The following is a 14,686-nucleotide window of genomic DNA, read 5'->3' as shown; positions in this document are numbered from 1 at the left end:
TATTCGATTTCGTCTGCGCTAAGCAAGCCCCTCGTATCGATTTCATCCAAAGGGCTCCTTTCACAATGGCCGGAGGTAAATAGACGCTTTCGTCAATTAATGCGGGTCATGATATCTGGAAGGTCTTGTCTTGCTTGGCCCTCATCGTTGAAGCAGGAAGGGTTTTCAGATGTGGATGCGACGCGGCTAGAAACGCTGGCAATGACAACGCGCGTAGAGGAGGGTATTCCAGCGGTACCTTCCATTCGTTTAACTCTCATTTTATTCCTTGTTTTCTCAGTAATTTCTTTTTGTCCCACGTCCGAAACATAAGGTTCGATTGGCGTATGCCCATTGAAATGCGCCACCGCCTCCAGCAGATGATCCACCGCGATCACCTTCAGTCCTGATGCCAGGCATGCTTCCTCGGCATTCGCCCGCGGAACCATCAGCGTCCGCCCGGCCTTGCGCGCCGCCAGTGCCGCCGGCAATACCCCGCGCACCGCCCGCACCGCGCCGGACAACGCCAGTTCGCCCAGGCATTCCACGTCATCCAGCGTCAGCGTCGGCACTTGCACACTCGCCGACAGAATCCCCAGCGCAATCGCCAGATCGAACCGCCCGCCATCCTTGGGCAAATCCGCCGGGGCCAGATTCAAGGTGATCCGCCGCGCCGGAAACTGCAGCCCGGAATTGATGATCGCACTGCGCACCCGATCCTTGCTTTCCTTCACCGCAGCCTCCGGCAGGCCAACCATGGTCAGCGAGGGCAGACCATTGGCCAGGTGGACTTCGACGGTAACGGCGGGAGCATCCACGCCAATCTGGGCGCGACTGTGGACGATGGCGAGGGACATGGGCATTCCTTGGGTTGAATCGGGGGCCGCTTCCTGCGGGTTTTTGAAGGGTAGTCGGGGAGGACGGTGTTGGAGGGATGGTTGCTTGGGCAAACTTTCACTGGATGTTGCGGGGCAGAACTGAGGAAGCCCTCTCCAGCATTGCAAGCAGATGTGCCGGGTTTTCTTGTAGGAAATGCTGAAGTTTTTTGTGGGGCTTAGATGGGCTGAGTAGTCCGTTTCCTAAAATATTGAGAGACCATTGTGAAACCTCAATGGGCCATTTGCTTTCAAGGATTCCACGAATAAACTCAAGATTAATGCATAACGTTAAGCTTTAAATTATGATCGTTAGCTTTAAGTGTTCTGAAACCGAATACCTGTTCTGCAGCGGTAAAACCCGTTTCTGGTCAGCCATATTGAGTGTCGCGGAACGTAAGCTGACGATGCTTGATGCGGCAGCTGTACTCGCTGATTTACGATCTCCTCCGGGTAATCGACTCGAGGCTCTGGAGGGGGATCGAAAAGGGCAGTACAGCATTCGAATCAACGCCCAATGGCGAATCTGCTTCGTTTGGGGCCTCAATGGACCCGAGGATGTCGAAATCGTCGATTATCACTGAGGTGAGTATGACTAAGAATGGTATGCGCCCGGTTCATCCAGGCGAGATCCTCAAGGAGGAATACCTGGAGCCTCTGAACCTGACAGCTGCTGCATTGGCCAGAGCTTTGAGTGTCTCCACGCCAACGGTGAATGACATCGTCCTGCAGCGCCGAGGTGTCAGCGCGGATATGGCGCTCCGGCTTTCCATATGCCTGGATACCACCCCTGAGTTTTGGCTCAACCTGCAATCGACTTACGATCTGCGCAAGGCCGAGATTGAACGGGGGGCATCAATTAGAGATCAAGTTGAGCGACTTGCTCGCTGTGCCTGATCGCTACAAAAGAAAGAACCCCACGTTGAATGACGTGGGGTTCTTTTTATTCGGTTTCTGAAGGTGGCGTCAGCTTCGCTTCCAGCTCAGCCACCTTCGCCTCAAGGCTCTCAAGCCGGGCGCGAGTTCGCGCCAGCACCACCATCTGACTATCAAACTCTTCCCGGCTCACCAGGTCCAGTTTGCTGAAGGCGCTTTGCAGCAGCATCTTGAACTGGCTTTCGATTTCGGCTTTTGGCAATGGCGTGTCGCCGCTGAACAGGCGGGAGGCGGTGCCGCTCAGGGCGTCGAGGAAGTCTTTGGGCGCGAGCATGGGATATGTCCTGGAAACAATGGCCGGCAGTGTATCACGCAGTGTCTATAGTCATTTGCGTTGGCCGGGATGCACGCTTTTCGCGCAAAAGGACGAACGGCTGCGCACCGTTGTTGTGCGTATCCCGTGTGCCATTTCGGTGATGGCATCTTCGGCAGCGGCCAAGGGATTGAAATCAGGGGATTTTGGCGAGATGGCAAGCTTTCTGCTTAGTCGGTAGTGACCCATGCACTGATGCAGTCGCTGTGACGAATGCAGTGCGGCAGGCGGAGCGGGGAGTTTCGTCAGCAGCGGTTAGCTGGCGTCAGTCGGGCAGGTAGGGCCGACGATGCGTTACAAAGCCAGGCACTGCGCTTAGACTTGAGTCGGGTTTGTTTTCCTGGGGCAAGTCCACCAATTCGGGAGAGAGTTTCATGAAGCTAGTCACTGCCATCATCAAGCCGTTCAAGTTGGACGACGTGCGCGAGTCGCTGTCCGAAATCGGCGTGCAGGGCATTACCGTTACTGAAGTCAAAGGCTTCGGGCGGCAGAAGGGTCACACCGAGCTGTATCGCGGCGCGGAGTACGTGGTCGATTTTCTGCCCAAGGTGAAAATCGACGTTGCCATCGACGACAAGGATCTGGATCGGGTTATCGAGGCGATAACCAAGGCTGCCAACACCGGCAAGATCGGTGACGGCAAGATCTTCGTGGTCAATCTGGAACAGGCGATTCGCATCCGTACCGGCGAAACCGATACCGACGCGATCTAAACGCCGCCACAAACCCAACGCCCCAGGAGAAAACAATATGACTCTGCGTAAATTCGCAGGGCTAGGCGCCCTGTTGTCCATCGTAATGCCCGGCCTGGCTTTGGCGGCAGATCCGGTGGCGCCTCCAGTCCTCAATTCCGGCGATACCGCCTGGATGCTGACCTCGACGGCCCTCGTGCTGTTCATGACCATTCCCGGCCTCGCGCTGTTCTACGGCGGCATGGTTCGGTCGAAAAACATTCTTTCCGTGATGATGCAGTGCTTCGCCATTACCGGCCTGGTCACCATCCTGTGGTTCCTTTATGGCTACAGCATGGCGTTCGACACCACCGGGATGGAAGCCAACGTCGTCAACTTCAACTCCTTCGTCGGCAGCTTCGGCAAGGCCTTCCTCGCGGGCATCACGCCTGCCAGCATTACTGGCCCGGCGGCGCTGTTCCCTGAAGCCGTGTTCGTCACTTACCAGATGACGTTCGCCATCATCACCCCGGCGCTGATCGTCGGTGCCTTCGCCGAGCGTATGAAGTTCTCCGCGATGCTGGTGTTCATGGGCGTCTGGTTCACCCTGGTGTATGCGCCGATCGCGCACATGGTCTGGAGCGGTCCGGGCTCGCTGCTGGGTGACTGGGGCGTGCTCGACTTCGCCGGCGGCACCGTGGTGCACATCAACGCCGGTATCGCCGGTCTGGTGGCGTGCCTGGTGCTGGGCAAACGCAAAGGCTTCCCGACCACCCCGATGGCGCCGCACAACCTCGGTTACACCCTGATGGGCGCCGCCATGCTGTGGGTTGGCTGGTTCGGCTTCAACGCCGGTTCCGCCGCAGCCGCCAACGGTACCGCCGGCATGGCGATGCTGGTTACCCAGATCGCCACCGCCGCCGCTGCACTGGGCTGGATGTTCGCCGAGTGGATCACCCACGGCAAACCTAGCGCACTGGGTATCGCTTCGGGTGTGGTTGCTGGTCTGGTAGCAATCACTCCGGCAGCCGGCACCGTGGGCCCGATGGGCTCGCTGATCATCGGTCTGGCCGCCGGCGTGGTGTGCTTCTTCTGCGCCACCACCCTGAAACGCAAACTCGGCTATGACGATTCCCTGGACGCCTTCGGCGTGCACGGTATTGGCGGTATCCTCGGCGCGATCCTGACCGGCGTGTTCGCCGCTCCAGCGCTGGGTGGCTTCGGCACCGTCACCGACATCGCCGCGCAAGTCTGGATTCAGTGCAAAGGCGTCGGCTTCACGGTGATCTACACCGCGATCGTCACCTTCATCATCCTCAAGGTGCTGGATGCCGTGATGGGTCTGCGCGCTACCGAGGAAGAAGAATCGGTGGGCCTGGACCTGGCACAACACAACGAGCGCGGCTACAACCTGTAAGTACGCGCCTCAAAAAACTTGCCCGGTTCGCCGGGCATTTTTTTGTCCGGGATTTGTCATCCTTGAGATGGCTGTAAGGATTTTTCGTACTGCTTTGGTCGTGTTTACGACGGGTGTTTTTCTACGGCCAATGGCTTACATCATTGAAGGAATATTAGGGCCTTTGTTTTTTTTCAGAGCGCGCTAGAATGCGCCCCGAACGTGCGGAGAACTGTATGTGGCAACAGACTCTGATAACCCTGCGGGCACGGCCCCGGGGCTTTCATCTGGTAACGGAAGAGTTGCTCGCCGGACTGCCTGAACTCAAGGCATGCCGGGTCGGTCTGTTGCATTTGTGGCTGCAGCATACCTCGGCGTCGTTGACCATCAACGAGAACGCCGATCCGGCGGTACGTCGCGACTTCGAACGATTTTTCAATCGTCTGATCCCACAAGGAACAGACGGCTATGAGCATAACGACGAAGGCCTGGACGACCTCCCGGCGCACTTCAAGGCCAGCGTGCTGGGCTGCCAGATCAGCCTGCCGGTTTCGGCGGGTCGGCTGGCACTGGGCACCTGGCAAGGCGTTTACCTGGGCGAGCACCGCGATCATGGCGGTGCCCGTAAAGTCCTCGCCACCTTGCACGGTGAAGAGGCATAAACCGTTGGTCACCAATGGTTACCGATTTTTTTACGGCGACTTTCGACAGTCGCCAAAGCTGGTCTATAACTAATCTGCTTTTCGCAAGTCATGAGGTAGAACATGAGCGACGATGATCTGGAAAACGACGACCTCGAAGTAGGCGACGAAGACGAGGCCGAGGACGGTCTGGAAGCAGCAGCGGAAGACGTTGCTGAAGACGATGGCGGTGACGATACGCCGGCCCCGGCTGCCAAAGGCAAGGCCAAGGCTGCGGTGTCGGTCGATGAGTTGCCGAGCATCGAAGCCAAGAACAAGGAGCGCGATGCCCTGGCCAAGGCCATGGAAGAGTTCCTTGCGCGCGGCGGCAAGGTGCAGGAAGTGGAGGCCAATGTGGTCGCCGATCCGCCCAAGAAGCCGGACAACAAGTACGGCAGCCGCCCTATCTGAGGCGTGCCGCTTGCTTGCTGAAAAAGCCCGCCGTCGCTGCGGGCTTTTTCATGGGCGAAAGAAACCTAGCCGAGGCTGTTCCAGCGGGCGAGCACGGCGGGCAGATCGGTCAGGCTGCGAATTTCGGCATCCGGCAAGCGTTCTGCTTCCCAGACCTTGCCCGCCGGGTTGAACCAGATCGCACGCAAGCCGGCCTGCTGCGCCCCGGCGATGTCATCTCCCGGGTGATCGCCGATATGCACCGCCGCTTCAGCGCTCACGCCGCCGCGTTGCAGGGCTTCATGGAACAGTCGCGCATCCGGCTTGGCGATGCCGATGTCTTCGGCGCACAGCGCAAACTTGAAGTAATCCGCCAGCCCGAGGCGACGCACATCGGCGTTGCCGTTGGTGACCACGCCAAGGGCGTAATGCTTGGCGAGGGTTTCCAGGATCGGCTCGACTTCCGGAAACACTTCGATCTGATGCCGGGCATGCAGAAACACTTCGAAACTCTTGTCCGCCAGCGCCGAGGCTTCACCGTGGGCATAACCGGCTTCTTCCAGGGCGTGGAACAGCACCCGCCGACGCAACGCACTGATGCGGTGCTTGAGTCCCGGCTCGCTGGCCAGCACCCGTTCGCGGATCGACCACAGGTGTTCCACCGGCACCGCGCCCAGATTCGGCGCATGTTCGCTCAGCCATTCGCGCAAAACCGCTTCGGCGCTGACGATCACCGGGGCGGTGTCCCACAGGGTGTCGTCGAGGTCGAAGGTGATCAACTGGATGCTCATGAATCGTCGCCTTTCATGCGTTTGGCCCGTGGATGGGCGCTGTCGTAGACCGCCGCCAGGTGCTGGAAGTCCAGGTGGGTATAGATCTGGGTGGTCTTGATATCCGAGTGGCCGAGCAGTTCCTGCACGGCACGCAGATCCTGCGAAGACTCCAGCAAATGGCTGGCAAAGGAGTGCCGCAGCATGTGCGGGTGCAGGTTCTGCCCCAGTTCGCGCTCGCCGGCCAGTTTGACCCGCACCTGAATTGCGCGCGGGCCGAGGCGTCGGCCTTGCTGGCTGACGAACACCGCATCGTCCGCCGGGTTGGTCAGCGCCCGCAGCGGCAACCATTGCTCCAGCGCTTCCCGGGCCTTTTTACCCACGGGTAACAGGCGCGTCTTGCTGCCTTTGCCGAGCACTTGAACCATGCCGTCGGCGAGGTCCAGTTGATCGAGATTGAGCCCGGTCAGCTCCGACAGGCGCAGGCCGGAAGAGTAGAACAACTCCAGAATCGCTTGATCACGCCGAGCCAGGAAATCGTCTTCCACGGCACCTTCAAGCAGTTGCAGGGCGCGGTCGGTATCGAGGGTTTTCGGCAGGCGGCGTTCGCCTTTTGGCGGCGCCAGACCGGTCGCCGGGTCGTGATCGCAGAGGCCTTCGCGATTCAGATAGTGATAGAGCCCGCGCACTGCAGACAGCAGGCGCGCCAGGCTGCGTGAAGACTGGCCCTGGGCATGCAGGCGGGCGATCAGGCTGCGCAGGCGCTGGATGTCCAGGGCCTGCCAGCTGCCGATGTTCTGTTTGCTGCACCAGCCGAGGACTTTATCGAGGTCGCGTCGGTAGGCCGACAGCGTGTGCGGCGACACCTGCCGCTCACTGCGCAGGTGTTCGCAGTAAGCGTCCAGTTGTCGTTCCATGGTCAGCGTACCGAGCGCAGGGAGCTGTTGACCCGTGGCAGCACGCGGCCCATGACTTCGGCGATGTAGCTGAGGAACAGCGTGCCGACCGAGCTCTTGTAGTGCTGCGGATCACGGCTGGCGATGGCCAGAATCCCGTGGATGCCCTGGTGGCTGACAGCGACCACGGCGGTGGAGCCGATCTGCTTGCGCTGCTCTTCGCCGAACAGGAAGTCCAGCTCGTGTTCGCGCAGGCTGCCGCTGATGCTCTTGCCTTCGGTGAGCAGGCCGCCGATGGCGGCTTGCGCGTCGGCGTGGGTCACCCAGCGGCCGACCGGAGCCGGGTTATCGCCGAGCAGGATCAGGCTGACGAAGGGCACCTGGAAGTCCTGGCGCAGACTGTCTTCGACGCTGATCACCACGTCTTCCAGGGTGGCGGCGTCCATCAGGGCGAGGATCAGGCGGCGGGTCTTGTCGAACAGGCGATCGTTGTCCCGGGCGACGTCCATCAAGTGCGAGAGGCGATGACGCATCTCGATGTTGCGGTCGCGCAGGATGGACATCTGGCGCTCGACCAGCGACACGGTGTCACCGCGACGATGGGGGATGCGCAGGGACGGCAGCAGTTCTTCATGTTCGACGAAGAAGTCCGGATGAGCCTCCAGGTACGCGGCAACCGCTGCCGCCTCCAGGCTCTCGGACGCTGTTTCACCGGACTGTCGGGCGGGTACCTGAGGCTTATCGGTCATGGCTTCTGCTCACTCAAAGACGGACTTGTCCTTCGTATACACGCACTGCCGGACCGGTCATCAGCACCGGTTGGCCAGGGCCTGCCCATTCGATGGACAAGCGCCCGCCCGGCAGGTCGATCAGCAGTGGCGAATCCATCCACCCCTGGCTGATCGCAGCTACAGCAGCAGCGCAGGCGCCGGTGCCGCAGGCCTGGGTTTCCCCGGCGCCACGTTCCCAGACGCGCAGTTGTGCGCGATTACGGTCGATGACCTGGATAAAGCCGACGTTGACCCGAGCTGGAAAGCGCGGGTGGTGTTCGATTTTCGGACCCAGCTCATGCACCGGTGCAGTGTTGATGTCCTGCACGCGCAGCACGGCGTGGGGGTTGCCCATCGACACTGCCGCCAGTTCGACCGATGTACCGTCGACGTCGACCTGATAGCTCAGGGCCTGCTCGGTCGCCTGGAACGGAATGTCCGCCGGCACCTGACGCGGGGCGCCCATGTTCACGCCGATCTGGCCGTCGTTACGCACGTCCAGTTCGATGATGCCGCCCTTGGTCTCGACGCGAATCAGGCGTTTGGCGGTCAGACGCTTGTCGAGCACGAAGCGCGCAAAGCAGCGCGCACCGTTGCCGCACTGCTCCACTTCGGAACCGTCGGAGTTGAAGATCCGGTAACGGAAATCCACATCCGGATTGCTCGGTGCTTCGACGATCAGCAACTGGTCGAAACCGATGCCGGTGTGCCGGTCGCCCCACATTTTTGCGTGCTTGGGCTGAATGTGCGCGTGCTGGCTGACCAGGTCGAGGACCATGAAGTCGTTGCCCAGGCCGTGCATCTTGGTAAAACGCAGCAGCATGGGGTTACTCCGGCAGCAGGCTTTCGCCGGCAAACAGCTCGGCCACGGTCTCGCGGCGACGCACTTCAAACACTTGATCGCCATCTACCAGCACTTCGGCGGCACGGCCGCGAGTGTTGTAGTTGGAGCTCATCACAAAACCGTAGGCACCGGCCGAATGCACGGCCAGCAGGTCGCCTTCTTCCAGCGCCAGTTCGCGATCCTTGGCGAGGAAGTCGCCGGTTTCGCAGATCGGGCCGACCACGTCGTACTGGCGTGCGGCGGTGTCGCGCGGCTTGACCGCAGTCACGTCCATCCACGCCTGGTACAGGGCCGGGCGGATCAGGTCGTTCATGGCGGCATCGACGATGGCGAAGTCTTTGTGCTCGGTGTGCTTGAGGTACTCGACCTGAGTCAGCAGCACGCCGGCGTTGGCGACGATGAAACGGCCCGGCTCGAACACCAGCGCCAGATCACGACCGTCGAGACGCTCGCGCACAGCCTTGATGTAGTCGGCGGCCAGCGGCGGCTCTTCATCGCGATAACGCACACCCAGGCCACCACCGAGATCGATGTGGCGCAGGTGGATGCCGCAATCGCCCAGACGATCCACCAGATCCAGCAGGCGATCGAGGGCATCGAGGAACGGCGGCAGGGTGGTCAGTTGCGAGCCGATGTGGCAATCGACGCCAACCACTTCCAGGTTCGGCAGGTGCGCGGCACGCACGTACACGTCTTCGGCGTCGGCGATGGCGATGCCGAACTTGTTCTCTTTGAGACCGGTGGAAATGTACGGGTGGGTGCCGGCATCGACGTCCGGGTTCACGCGCAGCGAGATCGGCGCGACAACGCCCAGCTCGGCGGCGACCACTTGCAGGCGCTCCAACTCGTCGGTGGATTCGACGTTGAAGCAATGCACGCCGACTTCCAGCGCGCGACGCATGTCGTCACGGGTCTTGCCGACGCCGGAGAACACGATCTTGTCAGGGCTGCCGCCGGCGGCCAGGACGCGTTCCAGCTCGCCACGGGAAACGATGTCGAAACCGGCGCCGATGCGGGCCAGGACATTCAGTACGCCGAGGTTGGAGTTGGCCTTGACCGCGTAGCACACTAGGTGCGGCATGCCGGCCAGTGCATCGGCGTAGGCCAGGTACTGGGCCTCGATGTGGGCGCGGGAGTAGACGTAGGTCGGTGTGCCGAAGCGATCGGCGATGGCGGACAGCGCCACACCTTCCGCGAACAGCTCCCCGCCACGGTAGTTAAAAGCGTCCATGGCGATCCCTTAGTAAACGTCGTGCTTGTGTGCCTTGGAGGCAGGCTGCTTTTGCGAAGACTGGGCTTGTGCGGCCGGGTCCTGATCTTCATCGGGCAGGTACAGCGGGCCTTTCTGACCGCAGGCCGAAACGAGACAGGCAACCGCGACGAGCGCAGCAAGGGAAGAGATCAGGCGCTTCATGGCGAAATCCTTGAATATGCGTTAATTGCGCCGGAGTATACCGGCCACCCGGCAGCTTGCCTATGCGACGGAACTCCCGTCCGGCGGGGCTCGGGCTGCGGCGAAGAAACTTTTCCCGCGTGACGGGTGCATATTTCGTCGCCGGGCAGGGCGCTTGGTCGTTATCCTTTGCAATCGGCTGGCAGCGACCGTATCTTGCGGCGCTTGAGCCTGATCAGACATTTTTTGAGGTTGCCGCAATGAGTTTGTCCGAAGCCCGTTTCCACGATCTGGTCGATGAAACCCAAGAAAAACTGGAAGACATCTTCGACGACAGCGACCTGGACATCGACATGGAGAACTCGGCCGGTGTGCTGACCGTCAAGTTCGAGAACGGCACCCAGCTGATCTTCAGTCGTCAGGAACCGCTGCGTCAGCTGTGGCTGGCCGCTGTCTCCGGTGGTTTCCACTTCGATTACGACGAAGAAAGCGAACGCTGGATGTGCGACAAGAGCGAAGAGCAGTTGGGCGAGATGCTCGAGCGCATCGTCAAGCAGCAGGCCGGTACCGAATTCGATTTCGAAGGCCTGTGATTTCGTGACTGACACCGCGCCCGCCCGTCCGCCGAAGCCGCTCTACAGCAACGTCAGCCCGGCCGTGCCTTCGCCGTGCACCGGCGTGTGTCGGCTGGATGAGCAGAAGGTCTGTCTCGGCTGCATGCGCCATGTCGAAGACATCCGCGAGTGGCGCTCGGCCGATGACGAGCGCCGCCGGGTAATCTGCGCGCAGGCGATGCAACGCCGACAGCTCGCCGGAGCGTAGCTTGTATATTTTTTGAGCTGTGATAGTGTCCGGAAACGCCTCAACCCATCGAGGCCTGGTGAAAACCCCGTCTTTTTTGGCGGGGTTTTGCTTTTTTTGTGTGCAGAAGAAAGGAGTCTGCCCGGATCATGACCGCACCTTCCATCACCCTTACCCGTCTGGACGTGCAACGTCTGGAGCGCCTGATCGACAGCCTGGATGACACGCTGCCGGGCGTGATCGCGCTGCAAACCGAACTGGACCGCGCCGATACGCTGGTCGGCCACGATGAAGTGCCCGCCGATGTCGTGACGATGAATTCCCGTGTGCATTGTCGCGAAGAGGGCAGTGGCAAGGACTATCACTTGACTCTGGTTTATCCGAAGCACGCCAACGCCGATGAAGGCAAAATCTCGATCCTGGCCCCGGTCGGCAGTGCGCTGCTGGGCCTGAAAGTCGGCCAGCACATCGACTGGCCGGCACCTGGCGGCAAGACCCTGAAGCTGACCCTGCTGGAAGTCGAATCGCAGCCGGCCAACGGCGGCGACTTCCCGGAGTAACCCTGCCTCAGACCTGCTCGAGCGCCTCGTTCAGAGAGCGCTCCAGGTCAGCCTTGTAACGCAGATACAGATTGCTCGAACTCTGCCCGTCACCGATCACACCCGAGAGATCGAGGTCGGTGATGTAGCAGCGGTAGCGCTCGGTTTCCCGGCGCTGCCCGACAATCTCCCGGGCGACCACGCTGAACAGCTGGTCGCCATGTTCCAGCTCGCTGAATTCCCGCTGATTGCAATACAACGTGACCTGCACTTCGCCCGGTGCGGCTTTGCCGATGATCGCCTGCACGTCGTAGAACGGCTTGTTGACCGGGGTCTGCGGTGCCGGGCGCATTTCGACGCGTCGCGCGCGTCCCGGTCCTGAAGGCAATAACTGGTAATACAAGATTTCAAGGCTGGCGGCGTGGTTCGAGTCCATCGGCAGCAGTGCTTCGCGACGGAACTGGATCGATTGCAGGAACCGTTGCAACGGCACCAACAGGCTTTGCTCGTCGTGATAGGGCAAGTGTTGTTGCCACAGCGCATTGAATTCGTCGAGCACGTACAGCTCGGCCGTTTGTTCGGTGATCCGGTAGAACACCTGAATGCATTCGGGCTGGCCCATCGGCAGGATCAGCGCGAGGTCGTGGTCTTCCAGCGCCATCGGGTCCAGGTGCAGCGGGCTGTAGCGCGGTTGCTCCTCGCCCAGGTAATCGAGCAGCGCCGGCAGGGTAGCGAGAGCGACATGGCTGACCTGGCCCGGCACCAGTTCCAGTACGTGATAGTGCTGTTGCACCTGAATCAGGTAGCGGTGATTCAAGTCGCTGAGCAGCAGGTTCTGAGCGGTGTCGACGATCTCTTCCACCCGGCGGGCAATGAATTGCGCACGGTTGTGGCAGAAGCAGCGCACCCGCAGCGATGGCTGCTGCGGCCCGCGCGGCAGGTTGTTGAGGTAGTCGCGCAGGCAGTCGAGCAGCGCATGCGGGCCGTCGAAGCGATTGACCAGCACTTCGTTCCAGCTGTTGAGCGTGACCTGATCGAGGGTCAGCACCAGGTTTTCACGCACGCCGGCATAGCTCAGGGAGTCCGTGCGCTCGGTGGTCATCAGGATGTTCAGGTCGCGGTGATGCTTGAGCGGGTCGACCCCGACATTCACCAGTATCAGTACTTCGCTCGGCACGCTGGCGTGCAGCAGCGGTTCTTCGGCAACGGTGGGCAAGGGCAGGGCGATGCTCTGTTGCAGGCTGCCGAGCAGGTTGAACAGCTCGAACTCGCTCAGGTCGCTGGTGCCGGGATGCAGGGCCAGTCGTGTGCTGCTATCGATCACGCCGTTGCGATGGCACCAGGTCAGCAGTTCCAGCAACTCGCGGCTGCGCTTGATCGGTGCGAAGTGTTCCCACTCCAGCGCCGTCAGGCTGCCGTTGTACAGGCCCCACTGGGTTTGGCCCGGTTCCTTTTTGTTCGGCGACTGCACCAGGGTCAGGGTGTCTTCGGCCAGATCCGGGGCGATGCCGGGGTTGATGAACTCGACCTTGTCGGCCTTGCGTTCGAACGCGGCGTACAGGCGTCGGCCGAGAACGTTGAGATCACGTTTGTTGATCAGGCTGACAGTCTGCTCGGTGCGGGCGAACTGGGTGAGAAAGCGGTAGCTGTAGTTCAGCTCGTTGACCAAGGCGCGGCGCTCGGCGCTGACCTGCCGGACTTTCCACTGGCTGCGGCTGTCGAGCAGCGCCAGTTGCCGCTGGTCCCAGTGCCATTCGCTGGCCAGCCTTTCCAGCAACGAACGCTGCCAGCTTTGGGTGCGGCTGTTACCGGTGAGCTTGCGGTTGACCTTGAGGTACAGCGCCCGACGCACCAGTTCAAGTCGTTCCGGTTCGTTGCGTGCGGTGAGGTATTCCTCGATCCGGCGGTAAACCACCATGTACGGATCCAGCTCGTCGAGGTCCAGCCGGTTGGCGAATACCGCCTGCTTGAAGCGCAGGCTCAGGCACTGCACCTGCGGGTGCTCGCTGGCGTAGACCTCGATCAGCAGCAGCTTGAGCACCGACTTGTAAGGCGATTCGATGCCCTTGAACAGCTGCCACAGCCCGGCGCCCACGAATTCGCCCGGGGGAATGTGCGCCAGCGGCCCCAGGTCGAGGGTTTCATCGTTGCGGATAAAGCGTTTGGACAGCAGCGTGTGGGTGTACTGATCGTAGGCCCGTTCTTCGTAGACCGGCACCAGCCACCAGATCGGCGTACGCCCGGCCAGCCAGATCGCGGTGCGGTAGAACTCGTCCAGCAGCAGATAATGCTGGGTGGTGCCGCAATCCTCGGAACTGAGCTGGGTATCGCGCTCGCCTTTGACGAAGCGTGTCGGGTCGATCAGGAAGAAATGCGCCTCCGCGCCCTGGCTCGCGGCCCAGACTTCGAGCAACTGGCACTTTTTACGCAGCTCGGCGAGTTCGCTGTCGCTCAGGTCGGGGGCGTGGCACACCCACACGTCCATGTCGCTCTGGTCGGCCTGGGCGAGGGTGCCGAGGCTGCCCATCAGGAACAGGCCATGAATCGGCCGTGGCGGATTGCTGCCGTGGCGCGGCTTATAGGAAAACGAACGCGTCAGGCGCTGGGCTTCGGTGAGGGCGTCGGTGTCCGGCTCGTAATTCGACAACCCGGCCGGTGTGCTACCCGAAACATAGCCGGGCAACAGCGGATGATTGACGTGGAAAAACAGCGGCAGCAAGGTCAGCACGCTTTGCTGGCGCGTCGACAGGCCTTCCAGCGCCCGGCTCAGGCGACCTTCGTTGAGTTTCAGAAAGCGTGCGCGCAGCTGGCTGAGTACCTTGCGGTCGATTCCCTCGTCCAGGTCGGGGCGGATTTCATGGGTGCGGGTCATGTCGACTCAAACCGGCTCGCAGGGCTCGGAGGCAGAAGGTCACGGAATGCGGGGGAGTTTAGCGCCTGTGCAGCGCGAGCATTAAGCTGAATTTGTTTTTTGACGTCAGATTTCCACCGCGCGGCGATGGCTTGCAGCCGGGCTGGCCCGCGGAAATCCCGTGGCAGAGGTTTCCGTGGGCAAAGTCGGGAGGATCAGGCGGTTTGTTGCTCTTTCAGAATCGTCAGTACGGTTTGCACGTTTTGTGCGGCATCGCGACCGAGGCTGGTCAGGTAACCGCCATCAGGCTGGTCTGTCAGTTCTTTTTCAAAGAGGCGTTGGGCAGCAGCAATGTGCTTCGGGGCAGCGGTCTGATGAATTTTCAGGCCTTCCTGGGAACTGTCCAGGTTGAAGAGTGCGAGGACTTCCAGTTCGGCAACCAACTCAGGGGTAAGCGACATAAGGACTCCAGACTTTCTAGGAATTGGACGACAGCGCCCCTAAGGTGAACCTGCCGGCGCGACCTGTCCAGTGTGCGTCGGGGTTTTTGTCTCGGGGGTGGATTCCAGTGTAGTCAGGGGC

General features: G+C 60.9%; 18 protein-coding genes and 1 pseudogene. 9 read left to right on the top strand and 10 right to left on the bottom strand.

From position 1 onward, the window contains the following. Positions 1-308: 308 nt before the first annotated feature. Positions 309-836: pseudogene (locus AC07N4_RS17035) on the bottom strand (magnesium chelatase domain-containing protein); the annotation flags it as partial. A 323-nt stretch (positions 837-1,159) separates the two neighbouring features. Between AC07N4_RS17035 and AC07N4_RS17030 the strand changes: the two are divergent. After that, entirely contained in the window at positions 1,160-1,438 is a 279-nt protein-coding gene (locus AC07N4_RS17030; RefSeq protein ID WP_096817328.1) for a type II toxin-antitoxin system RelE/ParE family toxin, read from the top strand. 7 nt (positions 1,439-1,445) lie between these two features. Then, positions 1,446-1,751, top strand: a complete 306-nt coding sequence (locus tag AC07N4_RS17025) for a HigA family addiction module antitoxin (protein WP_096817330.1) — start codon at positions 1,446-1,448, stop codon at positions 1,749-1,751. 46 nt (positions 1,752-1,797) lie between these two features. Here AC07N4_RS17025 and AC07N4_RS17020 read toward each other — a convergent pair whose 3' ends face one another. Continuing rightward, positions 1,798-2,064 carry an accessory factor UbiK family protein gene (locus AC07N4_RS17020; protein ID WP_096817331.1) on the bottom strand — a complete coding sequence of 89 codons (267 nt, stop codon included), beginning with the start codon at positions 2,062-2,064 and terminating at the stop codon, positions 1,798-1,800. 413 nt (positions 2,065-2,477) lie between these two features. Between AC07N4_RS17020 and glnK the strand changes: the two genes are divergently transcribed. From glnK to sutA, 4 genes are all read left to right on the top strand, one after another. After that, positions 2,478-2,816 (top strand): P-II family nitrogen regulator, encoded by a 339-nt coding sequence (gene glnK / locus AC07N4_RS17015; protein ID WP_002555808.1) that lies wholly within the window; start codon positions 2,478-2,480, stop codon positions 2,814-2,816. 37 nt (positions 2,817-2,853) lie between these two features. Beyond that, complete coding sequence (locus tag AC07N4_RS17010; protein WP_096817333.1) at positions 2,854-4,191, top strand: ammonium transporter; 1,338 nt, start codon at positions 2,854-2,856, stop codon at positions 4,189-4,191. 215 nt (positions 4,192-4,406) lie between these two features. Further along, positions 4,407-4,832 carry a secondary thiamine-phosphate synthase enzyme YjbQ gene (locus tag AC07N4_RS17005; RefSeq protein WP_085731425.1) on the top strand — a complete coding sequence of 142 codons (426 nt, stop codon included), beginning with the start codon at positions 4,407-4,409 and terminating at the stop codon, positions 4,830-4,832. 102 nt (positions 4,833-4,934) lie between these two features. Then, positions 4,935-5,261 carry a dormancy-specific transcriptional regulator SutA gene (gene sutA, locus AC07N4_RS17000; protein WP_007951900.1) on the top strand — a complete coding sequence of 109 codons (327 nt, stop codon included), beginning with the start codon at positions 4,935-4,937 and terminating at the stop codon, positions 5,259-5,261. Positions 5,262-5,326: 65 nt separating this feature from the next. Here the strand turns inward: sutA and AC07N4_RS16995 are convergent, their stop codons facing one another. The 6 genes from AC07N4_RS16995 to lptM are packed head-to-tail and all read right to left on the bottom strand — an operon-like array spanning position 5,327 to position 9,934. After that, positions 5,327-6,031 carry an HAD family hydrolase gene (locus tag AC07N4_RS16995; RefSeq protein WP_102620725.1) on the bottom strand — a complete coding sequence of 235 codons (705 nt, stop codon included), beginning with the start codon at positions 6,029-6,031 and terminating at the stop codon, positions 5,327-5,329. Continuing rightward, the gene (xerC, locus tag AC07N4_RS16990; RefSeq protein WP_493065639.1) at positions 6,028-6,927 is read right to left on the bottom strand and encodes a tyrosine recombinase XerC; all 900 of its coding nucleotides are present in this window, start codon (positions 6,925-6,927) and stop codon (positions 6,028-6,030) included. Before xerC ends, AC07N4_RS16995 begins: the two co-directional genes overlap by 4 nt. Positions 6,928-6,929: 2 nt before the next feature. Further along, positions 6,930-7,655, bottom strand: a complete 726-nt coding sequence (locus tag AC07N4_RS16985; RefSeq protein WP_493065640.1) for a DUF484 family protein — start codon at positions 7,653-7,655, stop codon at positions 6,930-6,932. 13 nt (positions 7,656-7,668) lie between these two features. After that, complete coding sequence (gene dapF, locus AC07N4_RS16980; protein WP_096817338.1) at positions 7,669-8,499, bottom strand: diaminopimelate epimerase; 831 nt, start codon at positions 8,497-8,499, stop codon at positions 7,669-7,671. A gap of 4 nt (positions 8,500-8,503) precedes the next feature. Beyond that, positions 8,504-9,751 (bottom strand): diaminopimelate decarboxylase, encoded by a 1,248-nt coding sequence (lysA, locus tag AC07N4_RS16975; RefSeq protein ID WP_096817340.1) that lies wholly within the window; start codon positions 9,749-9,751, stop codon positions 8,504-8,506. 9 nt (positions 9,752-9,760) lie between these two features. Beyond that, a complete protein-coding gene (gene lptM / locus AC07N4_RS16970; RefSeq protein ID WP_085731736.1) occupies positions 9,761-9,934 on the bottom strand; it encodes an LPS translocon maturation chaperone LptM in 174 nt (57 codons plus the stop codon). A 239-nt stretch (positions 9,935-10,173) separates the two neighbouring features. Here lptM and cyaY point away from each other — a divergent pair, with 239 nt between their 5' ends. From cyaY to rnk, 3 genes are all read left to right on the top strand, one after another. After that, entirely contained in the window at positions 10,174-10,506 is a 333-nt protein-coding gene (gene cyaY, locus AC07N4_RS16965; RefSeq protein ID WP_007951887.1) for an iron donor protein CyaY, read from the top strand. Positions 10,507-10,510: 4 nt separating this feature from the next. Continuing rightward, positions 10,511-10,735, top strand: a complete 225-nt coding sequence (locus AC07N4_RS16960; RefSeq protein WP_096817341.1) for a DUF1289 domain-containing protein — start codon at positions 10,511-10,513, stop codon at positions 10,733-10,735. A gap of 128 nt (positions 10,736-10,863) precedes the next feature. Next, complete coding sequence (rnk, locus tag AC07N4_RS16955; protein WP_065258140.1) at positions 10,864-11,274, top strand: nucleoside diphosphate kinase regulator; 411 nt, start codon at positions 10,864-10,866, stop codon at positions 11,272-11,274. A 7-nt stretch (positions 11,275-11,281) separates the two neighbouring features. On the opposite strand, the gene AC07N4_RS16950 is transcribed toward rnk, so the two are convergent. Both AC07N4_RS16950 and AC07N4_RS16945 read right to left on the bottom strand, forming a co-directional pair. Continuing rightward, on the bottom strand, positions 11,282-14,125 hold the full coding sequence (locus AC07N4_RS16950; RefSeq protein WP_493065641.1) for a class I adenylate cyclase: 2,844 nt from the start codon (positions 14,123-14,125) through the stop codon (positions 11,282-11,284). Between the two features lie 194 nt (positions 14,126-14,319). After that, positions 14,320-14,565: a TIGR02647 family protein gene (locus AC07N4_RS16945; RefSeq protein WP_007951883.1), complete on the bottom strand. Its 246-nt coding sequence runs from the start codon at positions 14,563-14,565 to the stop codon at positions 14,320-14,322. Positions 14,566-14,686: the final 121 nt, after the last annotated feature.

Source organism: Pseudomonas sp. GW821-FHT09E04, from assembly GCF_059416185.1.
Note: the sequence above shows the minus strand (reverse complement) of the source record. Positions and strands in the feature narration are given on the sequence as shown.